At 54.2% G+C, this 2227-nt stretch carries 2 protein-coding genes; both read left to right on the top strand.

Annotated features, from left to right (window positions below; translation table 11 throughout):
* The coding region (locus ACEW8P_RS18715; protein ID WP_373514600.1) for a RagB/SusD family nutrient uptake outer membrane protein at window positions 1–1017 on the top strand (1017 nt) is incomplete at its 5' end.
* Window positions 1018–1091: 74 nt separating this feature from the next.
* A partial coding sequence (locus ACEW8P_RS18710; RefSeq protein WP_373514599.1) for a glycoside hydrolase family 2 protein occupies window positions 1092–2227 on the top strand: 1136 nt, incomplete at its 3' end.

The following is a 2227-nucleotide window of genomic DNA, read 5'->3' as shown; positions in this document are numbered from 1 at the left end:
GCCTTGTACCAGCAGGACTACGCCACTGCCGCTACCCAGGCGCAGGAGGTGATCGCTAACGGCGGCTACGCCCTGTATCCCAATTACCGAACCCTGTTCACCCACGCGGGCGAAAACAACGAGGAAGTGATCTTCTCGGCGGGTTATCTCACGAACGTGAAAGACTTGGGGCTGGTGCAATTGCTGGGGCCCCGCCGCTCAGGGGGTGATGGCTGGTCTATCTTGATTCCTACCCGCGACCTAGCCGATTCGTACGAAACGGTGAACGGACTGCCAATAGACGAAGACCCGGCATTTGACCCGCTGAATCCCTACATGAACCGCGATCCCCGACTCAACGCCAGCATTTTTACCAACGGCAACATAGATCCCGTATTTGACCCCGGCTTTACGTATTATGTGAATCCCGACTCTACCAACTATGCTGACGTAACGAGTGCCGCTGCCTCTTATTCGGGTTTTGTGTGGAAAAAATACGTGGATGCTACTGGCCTGGTTGACCGTATCAATGTAGGGTTAGACATTATCCAGATTCGCCTGGCCGAGATGTACCTGATCGTCGCCGAAGCCAATATTGAGAACCCGGCGGGAGACTTGACGGCTGCTCGCAACGCGCTGAACGAAGTACGCGCCCGGGCCTACGGCGTGGCTGCCTCGGAAACCGACGCTTATCCTGCGGTGACCACCGATAACCGCGACGAACTGCGCCGGATTCTAAGAAGAGAGCGCAAGGTAGAGCTGGCCGGAGAAGGACTGCGGCTGATCGACATTCGCCGCTGGGAAATTGCCGAAGATGTGCTGCCCGGTAAGATCTACGGACGGGCCCTGTCCATCGATGCGTGGAACAACAACTTCCAGGTGCCGATGATCGACGATGCCACCGGCCACGTGGTCTACGCCGATGAGTCGGGCTTTGAGAAAGCGATGGGGGCCGGGACAAGAAGTTTTAACCCCGCTACCGACTACTTTTGGATGATCCCGCTTAGCGAGGTGGACGCCAACGATCAGATTGATTAAGGTAGCAAAAGCAACGCACAAAGTAGTGGTAGCCTTGCCTTCTCTTTTTCTTACAAAATAAGCAACGTAAACTTATGAAAGAGTACACAACCCTGATGTGGATAATACTTTTGAGCGGAAGCCTGTCCCTTGCTGCCCAGCCGGTAAGCTCCTTTGCACAAAGTGGCTCTGCGGAATTTTCCCTGAACGGCGCCTGGCATTTCACCGATGACTCACTGTTGTCCAAAACTCAGGAGTGGACACAGCCGAACTACGAAAGTGAGCAGTGGGATCAACTCCCCGTGCCGGGCAACTGGGATACGGAAAATGCATACGCCAACTTCACGGGCACCGGCTACTACCGCAAAGCGTTTACGCTTCCCATGGACTGGAAAGGGAGTGAAATAAGGTTGTGCTTCGGAGCGGTGTACCAAACCTCCGAAGTCTGGCTGAACGGTCAGTACCTGGGGAAGCACGTTGGGGGTTATACTCCCTTTGAGTTTGACGTCACCGGTATCATTCAACCTGGCCAGAACAATACCATCGCTCTTTCGGCTAACAACGAATACGGTTATGGGGCCTGGTGGCACTGGGGAGGTATTAGCCGGGAAGTTAAACTGGTGCGTAACAACGACCAGCGTATCGTATGGCAACATATTGTCGCTGAGCCTGATCTTGAAACCGGGCAGGCCACGGTCAACGCCTCGATTAGAATAGCCAACCAGTCCGACCGCGAATTCTCAGGAGTACTGGTCTCGAGTATTCAGGAATGCGCGAACTGCCCGTCCAGCGAAACAGAAGTTACCGTCCCGGCGCGGGGTGAAGCAAGCACCAAGGTGGCTTTTGCGCTAGCTCAGGAGGAAGTGCGGTTATGGGATTTTGACAACCCGCACCTTTATCAACTGCATACCACTCTGAAAGCCAAAAAAGATAACAACACGGTGCATACCAGTACCGACCGTTTCGGCATCCGAAAAATTGAGGCCCGAGGCGACAAGTTGCTGTTAAATGGCGAAGCTGTACATCTGAATGGATTCAACAGGGTGGCCGACCACCGGGCCTACGGACAAACCGAACCGGACCATATCGTTAAATTTGACATTGATGCCATGAAGGCAATGGGCTGCAACTTCACCCGAATCATGCACTACCCGCAAGCCACCAACCTGCTGGACTACTGCGATGAGGTGGGTATGTTGCTTATCGAGGAGATACCGGTGTGGGGAAAGGG

Origin of the sequence: Persicitalea sp., from assembly GCF_041751555.1 — a bacterium.
GTDB lineage: Bacteria > Bacteroidota > Bacteroidia > Cytophagales > Spirosomataceae > Persicitalea.
The sequence above is the reverse complement of the archived record's forward strand: the minus strand, read 5'-3'. Positions and strand labels throughout refer to the sequence as shown.